Source organism: Massilibacillus massiliensis (assembly GCF_900086705.1).
Lineage (GTDB): Bacteria > Bacillota > Negativicutes > FLKF01 > FLKF01 > Massilibacillus > Massilibacillus massiliensis.
The window spans coordinates 3,602,569-3,623,355 of record NZ_LT575483.1 but is presented as its reverse complement, the minus strand read 5'-3'; the positions used below and the strand labels follow the sequence as shown (position 1 = coordinate 3,623,355).

The 20,787-nt window shown below is 37.4% G+C and carries 18 protein-coding genes; 3 read left to right on the top strand and 15 right to left on the bottom strand.

Going from position 1 to position 20,787, the window contains the following annotated elements; all coding sequences use genetic code 11:
- Window positions 1-253: 253 nt before the first annotated feature.
- The 9 genes from BN6559_RS17410 to BN6559_RS17370 all read right to left on the bottom strand — a co-directional run bounded on the left by BN6559_RS17410 (window position 254) and on the right by BN6559_RS17370 (window position 12,589).
- Window positions 254-748 (bottom strand): acyl-CoA thioesterase, encoded by a 495-nt coding sequence (locus tag BN6559_RS17410; RefSeq protein ID WP_110955913.1) that lies wholly within the window; start codon window positions 746-748, stop codon window positions 254-256.
- Between the two features lie 271 nt (window positions 749-1,019).
- Complete coding sequence (gene asnB / locus BN6559_RS17405) at window positions 1,020-2,870, bottom strand: asparagine synthase (glutamine-hydrolyzing) (RefSeq protein WP_110955912.1); 1,851 nt, start codon at window positions 2,868-2,870, stop codon at window positions 1,020-1,022.
- A gap of 258 nt (window positions 2,871-3,128) precedes the next feature.
- Complete coding sequence (gene clpB / locus BN6559_RS17400) at window positions 3,129-5,708, bottom strand: ATP-dependent chaperone ClpB (RefSeq protein WP_110955911.1); 2,580 nt, start codon at window positions 5,706-5,708, stop codon at window positions 3,129-3,131.
- Between the two features lie 199 nt (window positions 5,709-5,907).
- A complete protein-coding gene (locus BN6559_RS17395; RefSeq protein ID WP_110955910.1) occupies window positions 5,908-6,708 on the bottom strand; it encodes an HAD family hydrolase in 801 nt (266 codons plus the stop codon).
- A 114-nt stretch (window positions 6,709-6,822) separates the two neighbouring features.
- Window positions 6,823-7,407: a YqaA family protein gene (locus tag BN6559_RS17390; RefSeq protein ID WP_110955909.1), complete on the bottom strand. Its 585-nt coding sequence runs from the start codon at window positions 7,405-7,407 to the stop codon at window positions 6,823-6,825.
- Window positions 7,408-7,672: 265 nt separating this feature from the next.
- Window positions 7,673-8,845: an ABC transporter substrate-binding protein gene (locus BN6559_RS17385; RefSeq protein ID WP_110955908.1), complete on the bottom strand. Its 1,173-nt coding sequence runs from the start codon at window positions 8,843-8,845 to the stop codon at window positions 7,673-7,675.
- Window positions 8,846-9,219: 374 nt separating this feature from the next.
- On the bottom strand, window positions 9,220-10,722 hold the full coding sequence (locus tag BN6559_RS17380) for an IMP dehydrogenase (protein WP_110955907.1): 1,503 nt from the start codon (window positions 10,720-10,722) through the stop codon (window positions 9,220-9,222).
- Window positions 10,723-11,025: 303 nt separating this feature from the next.
- A complete protein-coding gene (locus BN6559_RS17375; RefSeq protein ID WP_199884118.1) occupies window positions 11,026-11,535 on the bottom strand; it encodes an isoprenylcysteine carboxyl methyltransferase family protein in 510 nt (169 codons plus the stop codon).
- Between the two features lie 7 nt (window positions 11,536-11,542).
- Entirely contained in the window at window positions 11,543-12,589 is a 1,047-nt protein-coding gene (locus BN6559_RS17370; RefSeq protein WP_110955906.1) for a type III polyketide synthase, read from the bottom strand.
- 313 nt (window positions 12,590-12,902) lie between these two features.
- On the opposite strand from BN6559_RS17370, the gene BN6559_RS17365 reads away from it, so the two are divergent.
- A complete protein-coding gene (locus BN6559_RS17365) occupies window positions 12,903-13,214 on the top strand; it encodes a DUF3601 domain-containing protein (protein ID WP_110955905.1) in 312 nt (103 codons plus the stop codon).
- Between the two features lie 169 nt (window positions 13,215-13,383).
- Here the strand turns inward: BN6559_RS17365 and BN6559_RS17360 are convergent, their stop codons facing one another.
- The 5 genes from BN6559_RS17360 to BN6559_RS17340 form a co-directional block, all read right to left on the bottom strand.
- Entirely contained in the window at window positions 13,384-14,112 is a 729-nt protein-coding gene (locus tag BN6559_RS17360; protein WP_234407948.1) for a DUF1266 domain-containing protein, read from the bottom strand.
- A 165-nt stretch (window positions 14,113-14,277) separates the two neighbouring features.
- Entirely contained in the window at window positions 14,278-15,525 is a 1,248-nt protein-coding gene (locus BN6559_RS17355) for an ATP-binding protein (RefSeq protein ID WP_110956452.1), read from the bottom strand.
- A 39-nt stretch (window positions 15,526-15,564) separates the two neighbouring features.
- On the bottom strand, window positions 15,565-16,446 hold the full coding sequence (locus tag BN6559_RS17350) for a tetratricopeptide repeat protein (RefSeq protein ID WP_110955903.1): 882 nt from the start codon (window positions 16,444-16,446) through the stop codon (window positions 15,565-15,567).
- Window positions 16,436-16,906, bottom strand: a complete 471-nt coding sequence (locus BN6559_RS17345; protein ID WP_110955902.1) for a hypothetical protein — start codon at window positions 16,904-16,906, stop codon at window positions 16,436-16,438. The genes BN6559_RS17350 and BN6559_RS17345 overlap by 11 nt, the downstream gene beginning before the upstream one ends.
- 419 nt (window positions 16,907-17,325) lie before the next feature.
- Window positions 17,326-18,072, bottom strand: coding sequence for a hypothetical protein (locus tag BN6559_RS17340; protein ID WP_110955901.1), 747 nt, complete (start codon window positions 18,070-18,072; stop codon window positions 17,326-17,328).
- Window positions 18,073-18,225: 153 nt separating this feature from the next.
- Here BN6559_RS17340 and BN6559_RS17335 point away from each other — a divergent pair, with 153 nt between their 5' ends.
- A complete protein-coding gene (locus tag BN6559_RS17335; protein ID WP_110955900.1) occupies window positions 18,226-18,903 on the top strand; it encodes a SanA/YdcF family protein in 678 nt (225 codons plus the stop codon).
- Between the two features lie 35 nt (window positions 18,904-18,938).
- Here BN6559_RS17335 and BN6559_RS17330 read toward each other — a convergent pair whose 3' ends face one another.
- A complete protein-coding gene (locus BN6559_RS17330; RefSeq protein ID WP_110955899.1) occupies window positions 18,939-19,544 on the bottom strand; it encodes a L,D-transpeptidase family protein in 606 nt (201 codons plus the stop codon).
- A 408-nt stretch (window positions 19,545-19,952) separates the two neighbouring features.
- Between BN6559_RS17330 and BN6559_RS17325 the strand changes: the two genes are divergently transcribed.
- Window positions 19,953-20,609, top strand: coding sequence for a DUF6709 family protein (locus tag BN6559_RS17325; protein WP_110955898.1), 657 nt, complete (start codon window positions 19,953-19,955; stop codon window positions 20,607-20,609).
- Window positions 20,610-20,787: the final 178 nt, after the last annotated feature.

Below are 20,787 nucleotides of genomic sequence, written 5' to 3'. Positions count from 1 at the left end.
ATACTAAACTCATATTGTAGTCGTTCATGGCATCACCCCCACTCCTCCGAAAAACACGGGAAACGAATGGGAACTAACCACCTATCGTTATCGTAGCACCTGTTTGCATTATAGCAAATATTGTGAAAATAACGCAAGGATAAAATACAATTTAATAACTTCGCATCGTCTATTCTCTTTTATGAATTTAGATAAAAACTAAAAAGAGCAAAACATCATAAATCTCATGATGTTTTGCTCTTTATTTATTTATTTAATTCTGTTGCTCTCTTTGTTCTCTTTCTTTTCTTTTTTTCGCCTTATGTTCTTCATAACGGCGTTTACCTTCAGCAAACTTTTCTTGTGCTTCCGTCGTATCCAATACCAGTTGCGGCAGCGTTCTTGGTTTACTTCTTTCATCTAAAGCAACCATTGTAAAGTATGCAGATAATGCCTTTTGACGTTTTCCATAATGATCTAAATCTTCTACCTCTACAGTCACCGCAACTTCCAAAGAAGAACGGCCAACAAAGACGACCTCAGCACTGCATATAACTAAATCGCCAATCAATATTGGCAAATGAAATTCCAATTCATCCACACGTGCAGTAACCACATTTGACCGTGCATATCGTCTTGCTGCTGCATAAGCCGATGAATCCATCAATTTCATGATTTCACCGCCGTGTACATTTCCAGCAATATTTGCCTTGTTTGGCATCATAACTTCGCTAATTACAACTTTTGTTTCTGCAGCATCTATATTCATTCTTTTACCCACCTTTATAAAAATTATTGCTAAAAATATAATAACATCCGTATAACACGACTATGCAAACAATAAAATTTTAGCAACTCACTCATGAAATCATACTATCATAAACGTTATCCCTTGTAAATTTTTTTTAAAATTTATTATATTTATAATCATTCTAAAATTCTTCCTATTACAGAAGATTTCTTTATGAAGAGTTTTTCATTTTTCAAACAGCGTCATATCTAGCAAATTGAATGTGTTCGTCACTAAACTATGCGTTAGCTTATACAATCTGTACTTTATAGTGACGCAGCCATGTATCTGCCTGAATTAAATAAGCAAATAGTTGTGCCCCGCCCATCAATTGTCCAAACCAAGGAATATTACTTGCCGACAAATCAGTCTTTGCTATTTCATTAATTTTTTCTACATTAATCAACGGAACAAGTGGTGAAGAAGGATCTTTTAATATATCAAGCGCCCAATTACGTACAATATTTAAATACTCCGGATGATGTGTTTTTGGATATGGACTCTTTTTACGCCATAACACATCATAAGGCAAGATCCCCGTCAAAGCTTCTCTAAGTAATCCTTTTTCTCTGTTTTGATAATTTTTCATGCTCCATGGCACATTCCAAACATATTCAACAATCCGATGATCACAATACGGTACACGCACTTCTAACCCGAACGCCATACTCATGCGATCTTTGCGGTCAAGTAATGTCGGCATCCACCGGGTCAAGCTAAGATAAAAGATTTCCCGCATTCTTGCTGAAACTTTATCTTCTCCAGGAAGTTTTGGAACTTCCTTTACAGCATCATCATAACGACTCTGTGCATACGCTACCAAATCCATGCTTGATTTTACAGAATCACTTAACCAGTCGAGACGCATTGCCGGTCTGGGCGACCAAGGAAATGCATTGGCCTGCAGCATATCTTCACGATAAAACCAAGGATATCCGCCAAAGATTTCATCGGCACATTCGCCTGATAAAGCAACTGTCGCACCTTTTTTTATTTCTCGGCAAAATAAATACAGCGATGTATCGACATCAGCCATTCCAGGAAAATCTCTTGCAATCGTCGCCTTTTGCAATGACTTTGCCAGCTCAATATTGTCTATCAAAATTCTATGGTGATCCGTTTTATATGCATCCACCATCTTAAGCACCCATGGTGCATCAGAATTCGGCTGAAAAGCACTTGCTTTAAAATATTTTTCATTATCAATATAATCTACAGAATACGTCGATAGTTGTCCTAAATCATTCTCTTTATAGTGCCGTGCAGCCAATGCAGTTAAAGCACTTGAATCCAGTCCGCCAGATAAAAAAGTACATACTTTCACGTCTGCAACCAGCTGTCTTTTCGCTGTATCTATCAGCAATTCTTTCACTTTTGCAACCGTTGTTTCAAAATCATCCTCATGCTCTCTGCTTTCCAAAGACCAATAGCGAAGTGTACGTTTCCCGTTCCGCGTATAAATGAGTGAATGCCCCGGTTTCAATTCTTTTATATCACGAAAAACGCCATTCCCAGGTGTCCTTGCCGGACCAACCATGAAAATTTCCGCCAGACCTTCCATATCAACCTTTGGTTCAATCAAAGGATTTGCCAATATAGTTTTTATTTCCGAACCAAAGATAAACTGCTGATCTTTTTCTGCATAAAATAATGGTTTTACGCCGATGCGATCCCGCGCTAAAAATAATCTTTCCTTTGCTTCATCCCAAATACCGAATGCAAAAATACCATTCAATTTTTCCACGCATCCAGGCCCATACTCAATATAAGAAACCAGTAAAACTTCCGTATCGCAATTTGTTGCAAAGGTATATCCTTTTGCTTCTAAGTCTTTACGCAATTCCGGCGTATTATAAAGCTCACCATTATATGTTATAACATATTCATACTGCCCGCATTTTTTAATCATCGGCTGTGCGCCATTACTTGGATCAACAACACTTAAACGACGATGCCCAAAAGCAATCCGAGATTTTACATATTGACCACTATCATCAGGACCTCTTAACGTTAAGGTCTCTATCATATTTGATAAAATCTTTTTATTTTGCCTAGCGTCTAATCCTCCACGCCAATCAATCCAACCGGTAATTCCACACATATAGTCAACCCCTTTTTGAAGATATGAAAAACTAAACAATTACAATCTACTCAATCAGATAAAATAAAGTATGCATCGTCTTTAATTTTTGCTACAAAGGATATCATGATACTTCTTTTCCATTGCTCTTTATTGTTGCAATTAGTATAACCGATTTTATCTACTGTATATTTACATAACAAAAATAAAATATACCCTATAGAAACAACATCTTCTGATTTGCTCTATAGAGTATATTTATATTCTTACTTTTTTAATTTAGGATTCTACATGAAATACAAGTATATCATCTGTAACTGACAAGCGAACTGTATCACCTTCTGCTACATCGCCCTGAATAATTTTTTTACTTAGCTCTGTTTCTACCAATCGGCTTAACAATCTTCTTAGCGGTCTTGCGCCATAAGCGGCATCATATCCTTGCTCAGCCAGTAGATTCAATACTTCATCATTCCATTTTAAATGGATTTTAACCTGCCGTTCTAGCCGTTGATTCAACGCGCTTAAGAGAATGCCGGAGATTGATTTTACTTGGTCTTTCGCTAGTCCTTTAAAGACGATGATATCGTCCAGCCGATTTAAAAATTCTGGCCTAAAATAATTTTTTAAGATATCCAAGACAGCTTTTTCTGCCTCAGCAAATTCTTTTTGTAAAATTTCATGCGAGCCTAAGTTTGACGTCATAATGATAACCGTATTTTTAAAGTTTACAGTTCTACCCTTGCTATCTGTCAAACGTCCATCATCCAAGATCTGCAACAAAACATTGAAAACATCCGTATGCGCTTTCTCAATTTCATCAAGCAGCACTACACTGTAAGGGCGACGCCGTACAGCTTCCGTCAATTGTCCGCCCTCATCATACCCAACATAACCAGGAGGGGCACCAATTAAACGTGCCACAGAATGTTTTTCCATATATTCACTCATGTCTAGTCGCACGATATTTCGTTCATCGTCAAACAGACATTCAGCCAGCGCTTTTGCCAGCTCAGTTTTTCCGACACCGGTTGGTCCAAGAAATATAAACGAACCAATTGGACGATTCGGATCTTTAATTCCTGCTCTAGCCCGAATGATCGCTTCACTGACAACACGGACTGCTTCATCTTGTCCCACGACACGTTCATGAAGAATCTCTTGTAAATGCACTAACTTTTCGCGTTCACCTGTCAGCATTTTGGTCACAGGAATTCCCGTCCATCGACTCACAACCTTTGCAATATCTTCTTCCCCGACTTCTTCTTTTAGCAACTGATCATGATTGTCGTTTGTCGCAAGAGAATTTTCTTCCGCCTGTAATTGTTTTTCAAGCTCCGGCATTTTACCATACTTCAATTCCGACAATCGATTCAAGTCATACGCACGTTCAGCTGTTTCCATTTCGCTTTTTACAGCATCAATTTCTTTCTTAATCGCCCGCACACGCAAAATGGCTTGTTTTTCACCTTCCCATTTTACTTTTAAGCTATCTGATGCAGCCTGCAATCTTTCCTTTTCCTTGATAATCGAATCAAGTTTTTCTTTAGATGCAGCATCATTTTCCTTCTTTAATGCCTGCTCTTCAATCTCAAGCTGCATAATCTTTCTAAGTACGTCATCCAACTGACTCGGCATAGACTCTATTTCTGTACGAAGTTTCGCTGCCGCTTCATCCACCAAATCGATCGCTTTATCCGGCAAAAAACGATCCGAAATATATCGATCTGATAATACCGCCGCTGATACCAACGCAGTGTCACGAATTCTTACCCCATGATGCACTTCGTAACGTTCTTTTAAGCCACGCAAAATTGAAATCGTATCTTCCACGGTTGGCTGACCGACAAAGACCGGTTGAAATCTTCTTTCTAAAGCTGTATCTTTTTCAATATATTTACGGTACTCATTTAACGTCGTTGCACCAATACACCGAAGCTCGCCGCGCGCCAGCATTGGCTTTAAGATATTGCCGGCATCCATTGCCCCTTCAGCCGCACCGGCACCAACGACCGTATGCACTTCGTCAATAAATAATAATATTTGTCCATCTGACTTTGCAATTTCAGTCAAGACTGATTTCAGACGTTCTTCAAACTCTCCTCTAAATTTAGAACCTGCAACCATTGAACCTAAATCCAATGAATATAAGGTTTTATTCTTCAAGGATTCCGGCACATCACCCGCAACAATCCTTCTTGCCAAACCTTCTACAATTGCCGTTTTCCCAACACCAGGCTCACCGATCAGTACCGGATTATTTTTCGTACGTCTTGATAAAATTTCTATTCCTCGTCTAATTTCATCGTCACGCCCGATGACTGGGTCAAGTTTGCCTTTCTTCGCTTGCTCTGTCAAATCGCGTCCATATTTCGCTAAAGCTTTATATCCTTCTTCCGGATTATCACTCGTCACATTTTCTTTACGATGTGTTTTAATCGTGGATTTCATCTTGCTTTTATGCAAACCGAATTCCCTGCAGATATCCACAACATCTTGATCACCATCTTCAACCACAGCAAGCAGTAAATGTTCCGTGCTGATATATTCATCTTTCATTTCTACAGCTAGTTTTTCCGCCAGAGCAAGTACCCGAATCATCGCTGTATTCATCCGAAGCCCCAAATTTTCTCCACGTACACTCGGTTGTTTTTTCAACGATTGCTCTAATCTAGCCTTTAATAACTGCACATCAACATTACACTCACTAAATATGGTATACAATAACCCTTCGCTTTCTTTTGCCAAAGCAAGGAGTAAATGGCGTGTAGTAATTTCTTGGTGATAATGAAGCGCTGCCATCTGTTGTGCATCTTGCAGAACTGCCATCACTCTTTGCGTATATTTTTCTTGTGCCATACGAAATCCCTCCTACCGATCTTTCATTCTTTTTTATTCTTGTACGACGAATAAGAAATTATTACTAATTTTCTTTGATTTTTATTATACCGCAAAAAGTCAAAAAGTCAAACATTATTTAAAAATAAAAGATAAGTTGCTTTATCCAAAGAAAAATCAACTTATCTTGCGATTTCAAAACCTAAAAAGCCTTACAAAATTAGTTCTTTTTATGTAAAACGTACTTTTCCAATCCTTCAGCCACACCATCTTGCTGTACCGTGCGAACAACGTAGTTTGCATGCTGCTTGACAAACTCGCTTGCGTTGCCCATTGCAATTCCATTCCCCACCGTTTCCAGCATCTCAATATCATTTAACCCATCGCCAAAAGCATAACTGTCCTCAATGGATAAATGAAAATGATCCAGTATTTTCAAGATACCCGTTGCTTTTGTTTCTTGTTTCGCATAAATTTCAAACTTCATGCCTCGGGTAGGATCTTGTAAATATGTTACATTGTACTTTGCAAACGATTTGCAAAGTTCTTGCCCTTTTGCATCTTCACACATCATTTCTAACTTATAAACATCTAAACTTTCCACAGCATAGTCATTCATAAAATATTCTTTTGAAATACCATAGGTATCAAAATAATCATGCAGTTTTTTATATTCATCTTTTAAATAAACTTGTTTCTCGCCCTGTAATACATACTCAATACGATTTTTCTCAAAGAGCGTAATTGCCTCTGTAATAAACTTCTTGTCCAAAGCTTTTTTGTAAATAAATTCATCATTGACGATAACAACAGCACCATTCATCAAAACAAATCCATCAAAACCAAACCGAAGGATTTCTTGATCAATAAAAGCAAACGGTCTGCCTGAAGCAATGAAAACATAATGACCAGCTGCCTGCACTTCACGAATTGCATTTTTTGTACATTCACTCATAGACAACATACCATGGCTGCCATCAATCAAAGTTCCATCAATATCCAAAAATATAATCTTTTTCATTTAAATTCTCCCATTGTATCCCTGCATAGCAAAATTATATACATACAATTTAAATAGAGAAAGAACGTATCTATATGACATTGATCTCATACGTTCTTTCTCTATTCTTATGATTTACTCTGTCTGCAATTTATTTCTTTTATAACGTTTGTATAAATAGATTCCCAAAGCTAAAGCAACAACAATCAGAACTGAGATTACTGCCATTTCCATCGTGTTATTTTGGAAAAACCGTACTGCCGGTTCACCAAAATAATAAATAACCACTGCTTCTAAGAAAAATCTTTTTGCCCGTCCTAGCAAGGATGCCACAATAAACACCGACCATTTTACATTAAATGCGCCGGCTGAAATACTTACACATTTATACGGAATTGGTGACATCGCCGCCAAAAATATGGTCCAGGAAACATTTTTACTCTCTGCGAACTCCTGAATTTTATGTGCATATTTATCTGACATTACTTTATGCACTACGGTCATACCCCATTTTTGACCAATTGCATATCCGACAAATCCTCCTAAAACCGAAACAACGGTAGCAACTACACCGTAGTAGATTGCCATATGTGGATTTGACAATGCCAGCGGCAGTAATATCACATCCGGTAAAATAGGTGAACAAAAAGACTCCGTAAACGAAGCAACAATTAATCCCATCAAACCCCATTCTAATAATACTGCTGTTAAACTCTCCATTCACAAGCTCCCTTACACTGCTTTTGTTATATTAAAAACAAGATTTTTTTCTTTATTATGCACTAAATTCACCGTCTTACCATAAAACTGAATTGAACTGATAAAAAAGTACACTAGTCATAGTTTAACCTTTCACAGATAAAATTTCAAGATTTTTTCTTTTTCAACAAAAAACATAGGGGGTTGTCGCATTAAAATGTAACAACCCCCTATGTTTTCTTAAAAATATTGTTTTTAATAGCTCTGATCATTTCCCGGCAATTTTTCAAGGAATGATTTTTTCTTTAAAAATCTGTTTTCCATCTTTTAATTCAACAACTACAACGGGTTTGATTGCATTATGATTTTCATCAATACTAAGCAATCCCGTCGTAATTTGTAATTTTTTTGTCTCTGCTAAGGCCTGACGAATTTTTTCCGGATCATCGCTGCCTGCTCTTTTTATTGCATCGATCACAACCAATGCTGCGTCATAGCCAAGCACCGCTAAGGCACTTGGTTCCTGCTGATACTCCGCTCTGTAACTCTCCACAAATTTGACTACATTAGGATCGGTGTCTTGGGGCGAATAATGATTGCTAAAGTATGCACCTTCTACCGCTTTGACTCCAGCAATTTCAATCAATTTAGGATCATCCCAGCCATCTGTTCCCAGTAACTTTGCCTTAATTCCTAACTCATTGGCTTGCTTCAAGATCTTCCCAACTTCTTCATAATAAGCCGGAATAAAAAGAACATCTGGATTCAACGCCTTAATCTTTGTAAGCGTTGCCTTAAAATCCTGATCTTTCTGTAAAAAAGCTTCCTTAACTAAAACCTTGCCACCTTGCTTCGTAAAGTTCTGCTCAAAAACCGTCGCTAACCCTTTAGAATAATCAGAACTACTATCGACATAAATTGCTGCCGTTTGTGCCTGCAATGTATTCAAAGCAAAATTGGCCATAATTTGCCCTTGAAACGGATCAATGAAACACGTTCTAAAAATATAATTTCTTACTTTACCATCATTGACCGTAATGGTCGGATTCGTAGCAGTTGCTGTAATTAAAGGAACTTTTGTATCCTCAGCAATTTGTACTGCCGCCAATACGTTCGAACTTGCAACTGAACCGAAGACCAATTTAACTCTATCTGTATTGATTAACTTTGTCACAGCATTTGCAGCTTCGGATGGTTCTGATTTATTGTCGGCAACAATAAATTTAATTTGTTTTCCCAGAACTCCGCCATTTGCATTTGCTTGTTTGATCGCTAAATTTATTCCATTTACAGTCTGTTTACCAACTGCCGCTAAACCACCTGTAAGTTCATAATTTCCCCCAAGTAAAATTTCATTCGTCGGTTCACTGCTCTCTTGTGAACCACATCCCAAAACACCCACACTTATTAAAGACAAGCAAATTAATATGTAAATCACTTTACTTATACCCTTTTTCATTTGCTTTCCTCCCACCAATAAATTGCACAAACTTAGATATCATGAGGATTCCATAATTTGTTTCATTCTATCATACTTATGTCAAAAATTCAAAAGGCTGCAAAACAAAAGGCATCGACACATTGATCGATGCCTTAGACTATCAACAAATAAAATTATATTATTTGTTGATAGAAAAAACTACACTCGTTCCACTTATAAACTAGTACGAAGATAGGTTGCCGGTTGACGAGAAGTGCCCAGATGCTAGGCACAGTAAGGGGTTGCAAAGGAGTCGTATTATGTACGTCGACGAGCAACACCTTACTGTAACGACGCAGATGGGTGCTTATCGCCAGCCCGCTACCTATCTGTCATAGATTTAATTAGGATTATTAATCACGAGAAAATTTATCTTTAAGAATAACATCATGTGAACCGCCCTCAACAATACTTGTTGAAGACACCAATGTGATTTTTGCCTTTTCTCTGAATTCAGGAAGACTTAACGCACCACAATTACACATCGTAGAACGCACTTTGCTCAACGTAACGTCAACATTATCTTTTAAACTTCCTGCATATGGAACATAAGAATCTACCCCTTCTTCAAAGGATAATTTCTTATCGCCGCCCATATCATAACGTTGCCAGTTTCTTGCACGATTAGAGCCTTCGCCCCAATACTCTTTTAAGTAATTTCCGTTAATTTTAACTTTGTTTGTAGGACTTTCGTCGAAACGGGAGAAATATCTGCCAAGCATTACAAAATCAGCACCGATTGCAAATGCTAATGTCATATGATAATCATGTACAATACCACCGTCAGAGCAAACTGGAATATATACACCAGTTTCTTTGAAATACTCATCTCGTGCAGCAATCACATCGATAAGCGAAGTTGCTTGTCCACGACCAATTCCCTTTTGTTCTCTCGTAATACAAATAGAACCGCCGCCAATACCAACTTTAATAAAATCAGCGCCTGCTTCTGCTAAGAAACGAAAACCTTCTCTATCGACTACATTGCCAGCACCAACTTTTACTTGCTCACCAAAATTTTTATGAACATATTCTAAAGTGATTTTTTGCCATTCGGAAAAACCTTCCGAAGAATCAATACAAAGTACATCTGCACCCGCTTCAATCAAAGCTGGAACACGTTCTGCATAGTCACGTGTATTAATACCTGCACCCACGATATATCTCTTTTTCGCGTCAATCAGTTCATTTTCATTTTCTTTGTTATCAGAATAATCTTTTCTAAATACCATGTATTTCAGACGTTGATCTTTATCAATCAGTGGAAGCATGTTTAATTTATGTTCCCAAATTAGATCGTTTGCTTCTTTCAATGTCGTATCGGCATCGGCATGAATCAATTTGCTAAATGGCGTCATAAATTCTTCAGCCTTAACATCTTTGCTCATTCTGCTTACACGATAATCACGACTTGTTACGATCCCCACCAATTTACCAGTAGGTGTACCATCATCGGTAACCGCCATCGTTGAATGTCCAGTTTTTTCTTTCAAATCGAGGATTTCACCTAAAGTCGTTGTAGGTTTTATATTAGAATCACTGCCAACAAATCCAGACTTATAATTTTTCACTCTCGAAACCATAGCAGCTTCACTCTCGATGGATTGAGACCCATAGATAAAGGAAACGCCGCCCTCTTTCGCAAGAGCAATCGCCATTTTATCATCAGAAACTGCTTGCATAATAGCCGAGGTCATAGGAATGTTCATTGTGATCGCAGGTTGTTCACCTTTTTTAAATTTTACAAGTGGAGTTTTTAAACTTACGTTATTTGGAAAACACTCTTTAGAAGAATACCCTGGAACTAATAAATACTCCCCAAAAGTATGCGATGGTTCACTAAAATAATATGCCAATTTATACCCCTTCTTTTCTTAAAATTTAAATTTACAGCGCATTTAATATTGTTTTGTATAATACTACTTTTCCATAAGGCTTGTCAACAATTTAAATTAGATTTTGTTCAATTAATACAAAAGTATTTTTATAATGTAATCATAATGTTAGATTTTGTTTTTCTATGTAGTTTTTTGTCGCTACGTTGTATATAAAATTTCACGCAAAAATAAAGACAACTATTTGATTTATTTTCTGCAATCAGCATCGCCTACTAAAAAACCGCCGAATCGGCGGTTTTGATAAACTGATAAATTTTTGACTCAATATGCTTTTAAATAACCAAGTGCTTTTTCTTCGGCAGGAATACGTATATATAGTAGAAGCAGTGCATTGCATATACTGGCTGCTACAGCCGTAATAACTGCACCATATAATAAAGGAACACTGATAAATTCTATCACCACAGCCAAATAATTGGGATGTCTTAAAAATTTATACGGCCCCTTAGCGACGCGTTTTCCTCCTGGCACTACTAAAATTCTTGTATTCCAATAAATTCCTAGGCTCGTAATGCACCAGTAACGAAGAACTTGTGCACCCAACAACAGCATGAACCAAATATACCAATACGGATTTAATGTCCACCCTTTTAAATAAGATTCTAAAATCCATCCAGCCAGCCAACTCACATGGAGCAAAAAAAATAAATAATAATGTTCTGCACCATATTCTTTCGCACCTAATTTTATAACAGCTCTGCGATTACGATTGGCAATATACAATTCAACAACTCTTTGCCCAATAATGAGTATGACCAAAGGAATCATCATTCATTTTTCACCATAAAAACAACACCTGTTCCGCACTAAATCCTGGGCCCAATGCCAGCATAAGTCCATACTTTCCTTTCTTTACAGAATGATGCATAAATGCTTTTAATTCAAATAAGACCGAAACACTCGACATATTGCCATAGTTATATAAGGTCTGCACCGCATATTGCAATATATCATCATTTAATTCTAAACTTTCTTTATAGGCTTGAATCACTTTTGCTCCACCTGGATGTACAATATAGTATGCTATTTTATCTGGTTCTATATACCAACTTCTACAAGAATCGCTCACCACTTGCGGTAGAGACTTCATAATGAGCTGCGGAATACTTTTAGAAAATCGGACTTTTAGACCAGTCTCAACAAGGTCCCATCCCATAATGTCTTCTGATTTAGGGAAAAGATGACTAGAGCTGTTTCTGATCTCTGGCCCATCGCCATTCGTAGAAAGCAAGACCGCCGCTGCACCATCTGCAAACAGACTCGTCCCCACTAAATTGGCTTTTGAAAAATCATTGCATTGAAAAGTTAAACTGCACAATTCTAATCCTACGATTAATACCGATTTTCCCGGCAGCATTTTCGCAAACTCTGCAGCCCTAGCCAAACCAGCGACTCCGCCGGCACACCCCAATCCCCATATAGGTACACGTTTTGTATCTGCCTTTAAGCCTAATTTCTCAATCAGCAATGCATCGAAAGTCGGTGTAGCAATACCGGTTGAAGAAACAAATAGGATCATGCCAATCTCGTCTGTCTTTATTCCTGCCTCTCGTATAGCCGCCAAGCAGGCCCGTTCTGCTAAGTCTAGTCCAACCTCTTTATATATTGCATTCGCCTCTGCAAATGAATGTTCACTTTGATACCATACTTTAGGCATAGCTAAATATCTTCGATGAATATGACTATGGTCAAATATAGTAAGCAAGCGATTTATATCTTTATAAGACTGACCAAATAGTTGACAAGCAAACTCTTTTACATCGTCCTGCGTTATAGAATACTTAGGCACCGCAGTACCTATAGCCTGTATCTTTGCATATACCATTGATTCACCGCACCACCTTGTAAAAAACGATTATGTAACAACTTATTTTATCCTGGTAGAAAAAAGACCATAAAAAAACGACTAAAATTTAGTCGTTTCTATCTTATCAATAAATTTAAATATGTATGTGAATACATTAGAAAAAATCTAAATCCGTTCCACTTATAAACTAATGCGAAGGTAGGTTAACTACAAGCTGCCACTTCAGATTGTAAAACTTGAAAATAACCGATATAATAATTTAAATAAAAAAATAAACGAATCGCTAGGTTAGATGAAATTTAATATATCTTCAATAAATTGAGGTGATGAAATGATCGGTCCAAAAGAATTGGGGTTTTGGAGTAATCTAAAAGCCGTAAACATAGGAACAGAAAGAGGCATTCTTGCAAAAGGCAAAACATATCGCGTCATAAAAGACTTTATAGATGCCGATGGCACAACGCATAAACCAGGTGAAACATGGGTGTTTCTAGCTTACTCATTTCTTTCTTATGATAATGGATTGCAGTGGTTTATCACGATTGATCATAGGCAAGAATGGGCTATTCCATTGTGGCTAGACGACCTACAGCAACAGCAGGTAGATCGCAATCTTGCAAATTATATTGAAATTTGCAACTAAAAATTTCTCACCTTGTATTACGTATCTTGCTGACTTTTTTTATTTAAGCCTATATATAATTAAATTTTAGCCTCGAATAAATTCAATCCGAAGCGAACAAAAATAAGGGAGTGGTTTCTCACCGCTCCCTTATTTTTGTTCACCAAACACTATTTAAATATAAAATTTATTAATTTTTATTAAAAACCAAATTCCAATTCAAATGGTAAGGACTATCGCTTCTTGTTTTAATCTCTTCATAAATGCTTCGGCGTTCATCACTGCTGCTTTCTGCCCAATATTCATATCCCCTGAAATAACTGTCCATCAGCGCATCCCACGATGAAAACTTCGTCTGCATTATTTGTGCCACTTCAAGAGATTTGTTCATCGCTTCACTCTCACTATAGTAACCAGCAACATAATACCAGGAGATCAAAGACATTGCCCGACAGTAGTCCCATGCATCGATTGCCTTTGGTCCATATTTTTTATAATTATAATATGCATTGGCAAGGTAATATCCTTTGGTTTCATCGCCTGTAACTTCTTGCGTGAATGCAAGCAATTCTGCCTGGGTCATTTTGTCTGCGCCGCTTTGTACCATCCTTTGCATCGTCAGAACATAATCCTTACGATGCCCCTCACGCAGAAGCCAATCCAACGTTTCATCCGCACTTGTTCGATCCGTAACGTCCCACCACTCGCTCAGCGCCTGAATCTCCCTTTGTTTATTTTCTTCATTCATTTCCACCGTGCCAAAGATCGTATAATCCGCCCCATTTAACTCCGTCAAAACAGCAAAAGTTCCATTCATCCAGAGAACACTAGGCGATGTTTCTTTCTGTTGTACATATCCAATACCAGATATCAATAAACCAGCAATTACTATAACAAATATCATAAAATATTTTTTCATTTTCAAACTTCATCTCACCTTTCCTGCAAATTCGAACGATTAAATATATCTTGATATTTCTATCAAATATCATTCTTTTTTCACTTTTTATCTTTATTTCATTTGTACGGCTAAAGCCACAGCAATTAGAAGCTGAGACTAGCCACTCCATAGAACTATCCGCTACTAGCCCAATATCTTCTTATGACTGGATAAATAGCTTTCCACATCATCATACAATCCAGCTTGATTGGCATACTTTACATAGTTTTTTATCGTTCTCAGCCACTCGATTGTAGAAGGTCTCGTGCTTTTAATCGCGTCAATCAGATCCTTCATTGAGATAGGGCGTTCTATACCTGATGACAGTATCTCCTGAATCACATTCTCCGTCGCAACTTCGACCACATTATCGATATCAGCACCAGAATATACATCTGTCGCTTTCGCCAACAACGCATAATCTATCGTCTCCACTGGTCTACCATCCAATTTCAGCTTGAATATAGAGACCCGAGCAGCTTCATCTGGTGGCGGAACGAAAACTGTTTTATCAAATCTTCCAGGTCTCTTAAAAGCAGAATCCACATCCCAGGGCATATTGGTCGCCCCAATAATCAATAATTTATCTGTACTAGAGTCAATGCCTTCAATTTCTGCCAATAGATGATCGACGATAGGACGCATATGTTCAGATGATAGTTTGGCTCTGTTATACCCTACTGTATCAATTTCATCAAAAAACAGAATACAGGGTTTTTTAGTCCTTGCATTCTCAAATATATCTTTAATATTCTGCGAGCTCATCCCCAAATAAGGATCAAGAATATCAGTAATATGTACAGGAATAAAATTCGCGTTACATTCTCCTGCAGTAGCCTTTGCAATATATGTTTTTCCACAGCCTGGAGGTCCAAAAAGTAAAATTCCGCCCCCCGTTTTTTTCCTGAATCGATCAAATAAACCAGGATTATTGAAAGGTTTTATGATTTTCATTCTGATAATCTCTTTGAGATTTTCCAATCCACCAACATCACGAAATCGAACAATAGGCGTTTCTTGATCTAGACTAAAGCCACTACGTTTTCCGCCCTCGATAACTTTTAATGATATAAGGTTATCCGCTCTGTCAGTCTCTTCTTGTGCATCATCCGACCTTTCCGTCAGCTCTGAATGCAACGCCTCCGCTTTTTCATTTTCTTGTTCCGGGCTAAGCAGTGGAGCTTCATCCTGCTTTCTATTTGCGATCTTCCCCAGTTCAGTAAAAATCTTATCTTTTAACACTTCATCCCCATATTTAAGTGCCTCTGAGAACGCTTGCAAAGCTTGACTTTCAGTTTCCTGTTCACAATATTCCACACCAAGCAGATACCATGCGTAGGCATTTGTGCAGTCTTGTTCGATCATCTTTTGAATCAGCTCAATTTTATCCATTTCTTCTCTCCGATCTGCAGACATTAGCCATTTTCACTTTCAACATTTCTTACATTTTTCAATGACCTTATACACGAAAGGAATCATCCATGAATAAACACAAATCGCAATATATATTACACTCACAGTTCCAGCTGCTTTTGGAAATCCCAACGCCCGTAAGCTCAGAACAAAAACAATCATCCCGATCCAGACAACGGCAGGTCCACCAATTTTATCAATCATACGTTGCGGAAAATAAAATATACTGGCAGCTTGCTCTAACTCCTTCAAACTGGACAGAATCTCCTCGTTAGTTGGGTCTAGAAGAAATGCCTCCCTAAAATTTTCCTGAGCAGCCTTATAATTGTCGTTGCTATATTCCATTATTCCAATCTGAATTAGCTTTCTCACTTCACTATCAGAAGTTTGCAAATATTTTCTAAGAGCTTCGACCTGATCATTGCGATTGTTTTTAGCAAGATGGTAATAAAAGTGATATTGTAGGACAACTTCATCAGAAGGGTCTATGCTTAGCGCCTCTTCTATCAGTTGACGAGATTTCTTATCATGCCCTGTTTTTATCATCAGATATCCATAGACTGCCATGATATCCGCTCTTTCTGGACTGTTTTTCAGCGCTTCAAGAAAATACGCTTCCGCTTCCACATACTGGTTTGTCTCCATGAAAATTCGCCCCAGCAAATAATAGCAATCTACCACAAAAAAACCATTGGTCAAAGCTTGTCGACAGTAATCAGTCGCCTCATCATATCGGTTAAGACAAAACAAAGAACTTGCTGTCATATACAATATCTCGCTGTCATTTGGATGCATAGACATCAATTGGTCAAGCTTGTCCAGTGACTTCTGATAACGCTCCAAAGCATAATAATGCTGCGCCTCATTCAATAAATTTCGTGTTGCAATATCATAGGGCATAAGCTACAATTTTCACCCCAGCCATGCCGAGAGCAAACTCCATCAAAATACCAACAATTCCCCAAATTATTGCATCCTTCAATATCGGCTGAACCTCTCCGTCGGTCATGATATGTTGTTTAAATTTTGCTTTCATCAGAAAATAATATCCGAAATAAAGCAGGAGACAAGCAATATTATATATCCAACGAATGGTTCTCGCTTCATATTCAACATAATGGGCATTCACCAAGCCAACAAATATTGATTTTATAAATAGAATCACTACACCCAGCGCGATCATTAAGCCAATCATTTTTTTATCAATTTGTAGCCATTTGGCATTTTTACTCCCCAGTACAACCATAGGTATGACACCACCGAAAAACGCTACATATACAAGCCGCGAAATTTCATACGTTTTTATTTCATGATAATTCTCCTTCGTTAGCGACGGCTCGAATAAATTATTTGACAACATCCATCTCCCCTATCCATACTAAACACCTCATCAGAGCATGTGAAATTTATAAAGCTACTAAATCAAAGATTTTAAATATACTAAAAAATATGTTCTTCTACAATTATTTTTTAAGCTCCGAAGAAGTAACTTGAAACAAGAAAGACTTTTCACATATTCTTCCTTTGTGTAAATAATACTTAAATTAATACAATGGTAACATAGTTTTGCTTTTTATGACATCATTTTACATATTATTTTTGTAAAAATAAATCATTTGTCCCATTATTATACTGGGGTTACAACACCATCCCAAGTCATCAGCCCAACTAACAATATAAGAATCGCTATATCTTGTTTATGCAGTTTCCAATCAAACTTTATATCCACCAAAATTTCTCCTTCGGGTCCACTCCTAGATGATTTGATTGCTTACTAGGTTAGTTTTTCCTTATTTTCAAAATAAAAGCTATCCCCATGGCTATCACTGCATATAAAATGCTTTCCATAAGCATTTTATGAGTAAATACACCCTGAAACCAATTCGTTTTATATCGTTCAGCATCAGAAATCTTAACGGAATTTACAATAGCTAAAAAATCTCCCTCATATTTATGACTTACTGATGCTAGTGATGAATAATTCATTTGAATATATCCGTGCTCTGTAGGAATAATCGCAGAAATACCTTGAATATTTTCCCCTTGCACTACAGCTGTGGTTTTGAGCCAAATAATTTGTGATTGCGAATCATATACTTGTTCATTTATGTTTATCTGCGATATCAAATGTTGGGTTTGTTTTTCTATAGTATCATTTGTTTTATTAAAATCGTAGTTTTTAATTTTTTCTAACTGCCTAATTGGAATTTTTCCGTTTTTAGTTATCTGAATAAGTATATTTGGATATTCAAATGGCTCTTTCGCATATTTCAATTTAAAAGCATGCGCATAAGCTTGTTCATGCCCCTTTGCAATCGTTTCATTCAGTGCTTTTTCATAATCTTTCACAACACTGTAAGGTATCTCTTCCCAATTCTCAGGCAGAATGAGGCTGAATCCCTCATTTACATACTGTTGTTCATTTACGCCAGCTAAAGCCCTTCCATGAATCCCCAGCATTATAAGACTGAGCACTAAACTAATGAACAGCATATAGATACTTCTAAACCTTTTATTTTCACTCATTTTTTCCTCTCCCTTTTTAAATCAAAACAATCCTACTCTTTTTTGTCAAAAGACTCAGTGCTTTGACGTTTCATTAATCTCCTCCATAGGAAGGATTTTGGGGAAGTATGACGAATTATACTCAAAATAAAATATGGAAAGAGTGGATTTTTATTGAAATCATTTATTGCCCGAACGCTTAAACTATCTATACCTTTAGCAGTAACGATTGCTATAGTTTTTTTTTCTATTAACAAATACGTTGAACAAAGCGCTCAACAATACATACTTACTGCTGATACGTCTGTAAAAACAGATGCAATCCTTGTTCTCGGTGCATACGTTTATCCAGATGGGCGGGTATCAGATATGCTCAACGATCGACTAAGTATAGCAGAAGAGCTCTATGCATGTAGCAAATCAGATAAAATCATTGTCAGTGGCGATCACGGGCAAGAAGACTACGATGAAGTAAATGCCATGAAGCTTTTCCTTAAAGACAAGAATATACTGCCCTCAAATATCTTTATGGATCATGCTGGATTCAGTACATATGAAAGCATCTATAGAGCACGCGATATCTTTAAAGTAAAAAAGATGATTATTGTAACACAAGGGTATCATCTTTCCAGAGCCATTTTTATTGCTAGAGAATTAGGAATTGAAGCGTATGGGATTGCGTCTGATCCACGCGAATATAACGCTACGCAGATGAGAAATTATAAGATACGAGAAGTTGCCGCTAGAAATAAAGATTTCTTTTTGGCCAAATTCATTCAACCAAAACCAACTTTTTTAGGCGATACAATACCAATTAACGGTGATGGTAACATTACTGATGATCATAACTAGATATAACTGAGGCAATTACATAATTGCCCCAGCATTTAAGGAAAAATTTCAACAGATGTTCCTACATCTAGATAATCCTTCAAAGTAAGTATATCCGCATCACTGACCGCTACACACCCCTTCGTCCAGTCCATCCAATTACCGCCTCCATGAATTCCCACTTCACCGCCCAAAGGAGTATTCCATAAGGGAATGCCTCCCGATTGCGAGACCGCTACAAATTGCTGATATTCCTTCTGCGAAATTAGCCCTTGCTTCAAACCTCGTTCAGCCGCTTTGCTGTCAGGATAGCTAAGACCATAAAAATATACATATGGTGTCTTATCATTGATATAACAAATAACAAAGCTTCCTTCCGGAGTTTTCCCATCTCCTTCTATTTCCTTATCTCCGACGGGGGCAAATCCAAAAGCTGTTTTAAAAATACCAATGATTTCTCCATCGCCATATAAGACGAGCTTCCGCTCAGCTTTATATATTTTCACCTCAATTTGCTTTGGCTTTACTTCCATTGTGTGCAATATCCCAGGAAAATCAGAGGTATGCAGTTTAAATGGTGGAAAGCCTCGCCATACTGCAATACCGAGGATCATAATGACAAATAAAATCATGATTATCGTTAACCAACTATAACGACGCATGTATCCGCTCGCTTTCCTTCTTACAAATTTTTCATACCTTTTAACATCAATCACGCCTTTCTGTGTTCTATACGACTATACTATACGAATGACGGCTGGTGTCGTTTTTTAGACAGTTTATCCGTCTCTAGATATGTTCGATGTAAATTTTACCATAAACTTAAAAGGAAGAATATAGGTACTGAGGATGATATCTGCTGTTAATATAACTACTAAAATAACAAAAACGATATCATGAATTATGATTTTTTAAAAATTCAGGACTATCAACCTATGGCAATCAGGACTTAAGCCTCGCGAAATAACCATAAAAATGGGATATAATAGCTGTAATTGATTTAAAGCAAGCATTACATCTTGCTTTTTTTATATTTTTTGACATTATATATTTAAGTGAGGTACAGAAAGATGAGAAATTTATTTTCAGCGGTAAACCGTTTTACTCTAATGCTGTTGGGGCTTGGCGTCATGCTTATTAGTATGAATTACGATGCATTGATTACTTCTTTTCAGCCACCAGTTAGCTTTGAAGCTTTGCTGGAGGGGCAAGAGGTAAAGTCAGGCAGTCACGTTGCCGGAAATGTAGTGAATGCCTACCCTCCGTTCGCTTCAGAAACCACCTATACAGAGTATAAAAATGGCACGCGAAGTGAAGAAAAAGCTTCAGGTAGTTTTTATGTCATTCCAACTGCCAATGGTTTTATTGGCTTGAAAACCAACGAGGATCAGGTCGCCACTATGGAGCAGTTGGTTAAAGAGACATTACAGCACTCCGAAGAAGGTGCTGCACCACCAACAACAAAGATATTCATAGAAGGACAGGTTATCTCAATGGAGCCGAAACTAGTCAAGTATTATAAAGCATACCTGAAGGATAGCGGTTTTAAGGCATCAGAAATTAAGGCTATGGGAGAACCTCTCGTCATACAATATACGGTATTCCGAAATGTCCAACTTATGGTTGCCGGCGGCGTTATTTTAATTCTGATAGGCATTGGCTTGATAGTTAGAAGATACAAACAGCTTTCCGCCGAGGAGTTTGAGGGAGATAATGTTGTCTCCTAGTTTCAAACTATTGTCGATTAGTTCATTTTTTAAGCAGGGCTTTTTGCCCTGCTTATTTTTTATGGCGCCTAAAAGGCATAAAAGAGAAAGGTCAGCGGGTTTTTACATCCGCTGACCTTTTCTAATCACTTTCTAAACGAGTCACTTGAATCATTCATTAATAATTTAAGAACTATAC

Bases quoted from the DNA above. Each gene is read 5' to 3' on its own strand.
- BN6559_RS17410 (WP_110955913.1), bottom strand. From the start codon at position 748: ATGAATATAGATGCTGCAGAAACAAAAGTTGTAATTAGCGAAGTTATG.
- BN6559_RS17375 (WP_199884118.1), bottom strand. From the start codon at position 11,535: ATGATGATTCCTTTGGTCATACTCATTATTGGGCAAAGAGTTGTTGAA.
- BN6559_RS17340 (WP_110955901.1), bottom strand. From the start codon at position 18,072: ATGAGTGAAAATAAAAGGTTTAGAAGTATCTATATGCTGTTCATTAGT.
- clpB (WP_110955911.1), bottom strand. From the start codon at position 5,708: ATGGCACAAGAAAAATATACGCAAAGAGTGATGGCAGTTCTGCAAGAT.
- BN6559_RS17360 (WP_234407948.1), bottom strand. From the start codon at position 14,112: ATGAAAAAATATTTTATGATATTTGTTATAGTAATTGCTGGTTTATTG.
- BN6559_RS17345 (WP_110955902.1), bottom strand. From the start codon at position 16,906: ATGTTGTCAAATAATTTATTCGAGCCGTCGCTAACGAAGGAGAATTAT.
- BN6559_RS17325 (WP_110955898.1), top strand. From the start codon at position 19,953: ATGAGAAATTTATTTTCAGCGGTAAACCGTTTTACTCTAATGCTGTTG.
- BN6559_RS17370 (WP_110955906.1), bottom strand. From the start codon at position 12,589: ATGGTATATGCAAAGATACAGGCTATAGGTACTGCGGTGCCTAAGTAT.
- BN6559_RS17390 (WP_110955909.1), bottom strand. From the start codon at position 7,407: ATGGAGAGTTTAACAGCAGTATTATTAGAATGGGGTTTGATGGGATTA.
- BN6559_RS17350 (WP_110955903.1), bottom strand. From the start codon at position 16,446: ATGCCCTATGATATTGCAACACGAAATTTATTGAATGAGGCGCAGCAT.
- BN6559_RS17330 (WP_110955899.1), bottom strand. From the start codon at position 19,544: ATGCGTCGTTATAGTTGGTTAACGATAATCATGATTTTATTTGTCATT.
- BN6559_RS17395 (WP_110955910.1), bottom strand. From the start codon at position 6,708: ATGAAAAAGATTATATTTTTGGATATTGATGGAACTTTGATTGATGGC.
- BN6559_RS17385 (WP_110955908.1), bottom strand. From the start codon at position 8,845: ATGAAAAAGGGTATAAGTAAAGTGATTTACATATTAATTTGCTTGTCT.
- BN6559_RS17355 (WP_110956452.1), bottom strand. From the start codon at position 15,525: ATGGATAAAATTGAGCTGATTCAAAAGATGATCGAACAAGACTGCACA.
- BN6559_RS17365 (WP_110955905.1), top strand. From the start codon at position 12,903: ATGATCGGTCCAAAAGAATTGGGGTTTTGGAGTAATCTAAAAGCCGTA.
- asnB (WP_110955912.1), bottom strand. From the start codon at position 2,870: ATGTGTGGAATTACCGGTTGGATTGATTGGCGTGGAGGATTAGACGCT.